Here is a 4,257-nt window from a genome sequence, read left to right as displayed (position 1 = left end):
GGGGGCGGCGTTCACCAGCGCCGGTGCCGTCTTCGTCGGCGACCAGACTCCCGTCAGCCTCGGTGACTACATGGCGGGAAGCAACCACGTGCTTCCGACCGGCGGTCAGGCGCGGTATGCGCCCGGTCTCGGGTCCTACACGTTCCTGCGCCCGCAGCAGGTCATCTCGTATGATCGCGCGGCGCTGTCAGTCGTTCGCGCCGGTGTCGTGGCCCTCGCCGAAACCGAGGTGCTCCCTGCACACGGCGAGGCGATCGAGGCGCGTTTCACGGCGTAGGATCGGTCAGATGCACTGCCCCTTCTGTCGTCATCCCGACTCCCGTGTCATCGACTCGCGCACCAGCGACGACGGGTTGTCGATCAGACGCCGCCGCCAGTGCCCGGAATGCGGGGGCCGGTTCACCACCACCGAGACGGCGAGCCTCAACGTCATCAAGCGCTCCGGCGTCATGGAGCCGTTCAGCCGCGAGAAGGTCATCTCCGGCGTGCGCAAAGCCTGCCAGGGGCGGCCGGTGACCGAGGCCGACCTCGCGATCCTCGCGCAGCGTGTGGAGGAGGCCGTTCGCCAGACCGGTGTCTCGCAGCTCGACGCGAACGAGATCGGTCTCGCCATCCTGGGCCCGTTGCGTGAGCTCGACGAGGTCGCGTTCCTCCGCTTCGCCAGCGTCTACCAGGCGTTCGACTCGCTCGAGGACTTCGAGGCAGCGATCACCGATCTGCGGGCCGACCACACGAAGCAGGAGTCCGCGGAGCGGTAATCTGGCAGGGATGTATCCGCTGCTCTTCCGCGCTGTCCTCTCGCGCTTCGACCCCGAGTTCGCCCACCACGCCGGCATGGCGGTGATCCGTGTTCTCGGCGTGCGCCCCCTCTCCTGGGTGACGCGTGCCATGACGCGCCCGGACCCATCGCTGCGTGTCGAGGCTCTCGGTCTCACCTTCCCCTCGCCGTTCGGCATCGCGGCCGGGTTCGATAAAAACGCGGTCGGGGTGCGGGGCCTGGCAGCTCTCGGCTTCGGGCACGTGGAGGTCGGCACGCTCACCGCGATCCCGCAGGAGGGCAACCCCAAGCCGCGTCTGTTCCGTCTCATCGCCGATCGCGCCGTCATCAACCGGATGGGCTTCAACAACGCGGGCGCGGACGCGGCAGCGCGCCGTCTGGCCCGTCTGCGCCGTGGAGCGCCCGACACGGTGGTCGGCGTCAACATCGGCAAGAGTCGGGTGGTGGACGTGGAGAACGCGACGGCCGACTACGTGGCTTCCGCGACTCGTCTCGCCCCGCTCGCCGACTACCTCGCCGTGAACGTGTCGTCTCCGAACACGCCGGGGCTGCGCGGGCTGCAGGCGGTGGAGACCCTCGCCCCGCTCTTGCGGGCGGTCAAGCAGGCCTCCGGTGCCACGCCGCTGCTCGTGAAGATCGCCCCGGACCTTCCGGACGAGGAGATCGCAGCGATCGCGCAGCTGGCAGTGGCCGAAGGACTCGCCGGCATCATCGCGAACAACACGACCATCAGCCGAGACGGCCTGCTCTCGGATGCGGCGAAGGTCGAGGCCGCCGGCGCCGGTGGTCTGTCGGGGGCGCCGTTGAAGCAGCGCTCGCTCGAGGTGCTGCGCGTCGTGCGAGGCGCGGTTCCCGCCGACTTCTGCGTGATCGCGGTCGGCGGTGTCGAGACCGCTGCAGACGTGCAGGAGCGTCTGGAAGCCGGCGCCACTCTCGTGCAGGGTTACACGGCGTTCCTGTACCGCGGTCCGTTCTGGGGCCGCGAGATCAACAGGGGACTGATCAGTCGGGGTACTGCCCGCGCTTGACCTGCGGCTTCGGCAAGCGCATGAATCGCATCTGCAGGGCCCGCATCGCCGCGTACCAGCCGAGACCGCGCTCGAGACGCTCCTTGCCGAACTTCGCCGCAGCCTTGCGCTTGACCCGCATGGCCAGCAGGACCATGCCGCCGATCGCGATCACCAGGTACCCCATCATCACCAGGTACGCGTAGAACGAGATCATCATGTTCGTGGGCAGCAGCGAGGCGAGGATGACCAGCACCATGACGCCCATCACGAACTCGGCCGGGTGCCAGCCCGCATCGACGTAGTCGCGCACCCAGCGGCGCTGAGGCCCCTTGTCGCGGACGGGGAGGTACTTCTCCTCGCCGGCGGCCATGCCGGCCTGTGCCTTGGCTCGGCGCTCGTTGAGCTCGGCCTTGGCGGCGGCTTTGGCCTCTTTGGTGTTGGCGACCAGGGGGCGGCGGCGGGCAGCCTCCTGCTCCGCACGGGTCGGCGTCGCGCGCCCCTTTCCGACGGCGGGCGTCTCGGGGGCGTCGTCGTTCGTCGAAGGGGAGACAGGGGTAGTGGCCACGGAGTTCCTCGGTTCGCTGCGGGGGATCACCTTAAGATTACTCGCATGACCTCTCTTGTTCCTCCCCGTGAGCCCGATGCCGCCGTCCTCGAGGCTGTGGCGACCGGTATCCCCTCCGCGTTGTCGGACCTCGGCCACCTCGTGCGCATCCCGGGAATGGCCTGGCCCGCGTTCGATCAGACCCAGCTGGAGCGCAGCGCGGAAGCCGTGGCTGCGCTGGCCTCGGACACCGGTGTCTTCGACGAGGTGCGTGTGCTCCGTGCCGCGATCCCGGGCACCGATGAGCAGGGACAGCCGGCAGTCCTCGCCACGCGCGCGGCCCGCAACGGCAAGCCGACGATCCTGCTCTACGCGCACCACGACGTGCAGCCTCCCGGCGATGACGCCCTCTGGGAGACCCCGCCGTTCGAGCCGACGGTGCGTGACGGGCGTCTGTACGGACGCGGCGCCGCAGACGACAAGGCGGGGATCATGGCGCACATCGCGTCGATCCGAGCCGTACACGAGGTGCTGGGGGACGACCTCGACCTCGGTATCGCGATGTTCATCGAGGGGGAGGAGGAGTACGGGTCTCGTTCCTTCGCTCAGTTCCTCTCCGACAACAAGGAGGCGCTCCGCGCGGACGCCATCGTCGTCGCCGACTCCGGTAACTGGGATTCGGTCACCCCGGGCCTCACCGTCTCGCTTCGCGGGAACGCGCGCTTCACGATGCGCGTGCGCACCCTCGATCACGCGTCCCACTCGGGGATGTTCGGGGGCGCGGTGCCCGACGCGATGATGTCGACCGTGAAGCTGCTCTCCACGCTGTGGAACTCCGACGGCTCGGTGGCGGTGGCGGGGATGACTGAGCGCGATGCGCCCACTCCCGATTACACCGAGGCGACACTCCGTGACGAGGCAGGGCTCCTGCCCGGCACCACTCCGATCGGTGACGGCACGATCCTCAGCCGGATCTGGAACAAGCCCGCGGTGACGGTGATCGGCATCGACGCGACGAGCGTGGCGGCGGCATCCAACACCCTGCTTCCCGAGGTCACGGTCGTGATCAGCGCTCGTGTCGCGCCCGGGCAGACGGGGCAGGCCGCGTATGACGCCCTCGAGAGCCACCTGCGGGCTCACGCTCCGTTCGGCGCGGAGCTCACCTTCTCGGATGTCGACCTGGGGGATGGCTTCCTCGTCGACACCAGCGGCTGGGCGGTGCAGCTCACGCGCGACGCGATGCACGACGGCTACGGGGTTCCGCCGGTGGACCTGGGCGTCGGCGGTTCGATCCCGTTCATCGCCGACCTGGTGCGGGAGTTCCCGGCCGCGCAGATCCTCGTCACCGGTGTCGAGGACCCGCATTCGCGGGCGCACAGCCCCAACGAGTCGCTGCACCTCGACACCTTCCGCCATGCGGTCGCGACCGAGGCGCTGCTGCTCACCCGCATGAATGCTGCAGAACTCTGAGCCTCACAGGATCTGCGGCGGTAGAATCGTCCGAGAAGCCGTGCACCTGCGGCCCGTCACAAGGAGCGACATGAGCGACACCACACTCTCCCCAGAGACCACCCGCGCACACGGCGTCACCCTGACCGACGCTGCCGCCGTCAAGGTGAAGAACCTCCTCGAGCAGGAAGGCCGCGACGATCTCCGTCTTCGCGTCGCCGTGCAGCCCGGCGGATGCTCGGGCCTGATCTACCAGCTGTACTTCGACGAGCGCTACCTCGAAGGCGACGAGACCGTCGACTTCGACGGCGTCGAGGTGATCATCGACAACATGAGCGTCCCGTACCTCGACGGTGCGGCGATCGACTTCAAAGACACGATCTCGGAGCAGGGGTTCACGATCGACAACCCCAACGCAGCGGGCAGCTGCGCCTGCGGTGACAGCTTCCACTGATCGTCCGTCTGCCGAACGGGCG

Annotated in this window: 6 protein-coding genes; 5 read left to right on the top strand and 1 reads right to left on the bottom strand. The window is 68.6% G+C overall.

The window, feature by feature from the left end; translation table 11 throughout:
• From ACNPM4_RS14545 to ACNPM4_RS14535, 3 genes are all read left to right on the top strand, one after another.
• A partial coding sequence (locus ACNPM4_RS14545) for a histidinol dehydrogenase (RefSeq protein ID WP_448986113.1) occupies positions 1-277 on the top strand: 277 nt, incomplete at its 5' end.
• Between the two features lie 10 nt (positions 278-287).
• On the top strand, positions 288-758 hold the full coding sequence (gene nrdR, locus ACNPM4_RS14540; protein ID WP_105710179.1) for a transcriptional regulator NrdR: 471 nt from the start codon (positions 288-290) through the stop codon (positions 756-758).
• Between the two features lie 10 nt (positions 759-768).
• Positions 769-1,806 (top strand): quinone-dependent dihydroorotate dehydrogenase, encoded by a 1,038-nt coding sequence (locus ACNPM4_RS14535; RefSeq protein WP_400858323.1) that lies wholly within the window; start codon positions 769-771, stop codon positions 1,804-1,806.
• Here the strand turns inward: ACNPM4_RS14535 and ACNPM4_RS14530 are convergent.
• Positions 1,781-2,353 carry a DUF3043 domain-containing protein gene (locus tag ACNPM4_RS14530; protein ID WP_029261581.1) on the bottom strand — a complete coding sequence of 191 codons (573 nt, stop codon included), beginning with the start codon at positions 2,351-2,353 and terminating at the stop codon, positions 1,781-1,783. The genes ACNPM4_RS14535 and ACNPM4_RS14530 overlap by 26 nt on opposite strands.
• Before the next feature lie 45 nt (positions 2,354-2,398).
• Here ACNPM4_RS14530 and ACNPM4_RS14525 point away from each other — a divergent pair, with 45 nt between their 5' ends.
• Complete coding sequence (locus ACNPM4_RS14525; protein WP_448986112.1) at positions 2,399-3,802, top strand: dipeptidase; 1,404 nt, start codon at positions 2,399-2,401, stop codon at positions 3,800-3,802.
• 70 nt (positions 3,803-3,872) lie between these two features.
• The gene (gene erpA, locus ACNPM4_RS14520; RefSeq protein ID WP_029261583.1) at positions 3,873-4,235 is read left to right on the top strand and encodes an iron-sulfur cluster insertion protein ErpA; all 363 of its coding nucleotides are present in this window, start codon (positions 3,873-3,875) and stop codon (positions 4,233-4,235) included.
• Positions 4,236-4,257: the final 22 nt, after the last annotated feature.

The sequence above is a fragment of the Microbacterium umsixpiens genome (assembly GCF_053543675.1).
Note: the sequence above shows the minus strand (reverse complement) of the source record. Positions and strands in the feature narration are given on the sequence as shown.

What these genes read in the sequence shown, in the direction of transcription:
- nrdR (WP_105710179.1), top strand. Translation starts at nt 288, where the DNA reads ATGCACTGCCCCTTCTGTCGTCATCCCGACTCCCGTGTCATCGACTCG.
- ACNPM4_RS14535 (WP_400858323.1), top strand. Translation starts at nt 769, where the DNA reads ATGTATCCGCTGCTCTTCCGCGCTGTCCTCTCGCGCTTCGACCCCGAG.
- ACNPM4_RS14525 (WP_448986112.1), top strand. Translation starts at nt 2,399, where the DNA reads ATGACCTCTCTTGTTCCTCCCCGTGAGCCCGATGCCGCCGTCCTCGAG.
- erpA (WP_029261583.1), top strand. Translation starts at nt 3,873, where the DNA reads ATGAGCGACACCACACTCTCCCCAGAGACCACCCGCGCACACGGCGTC.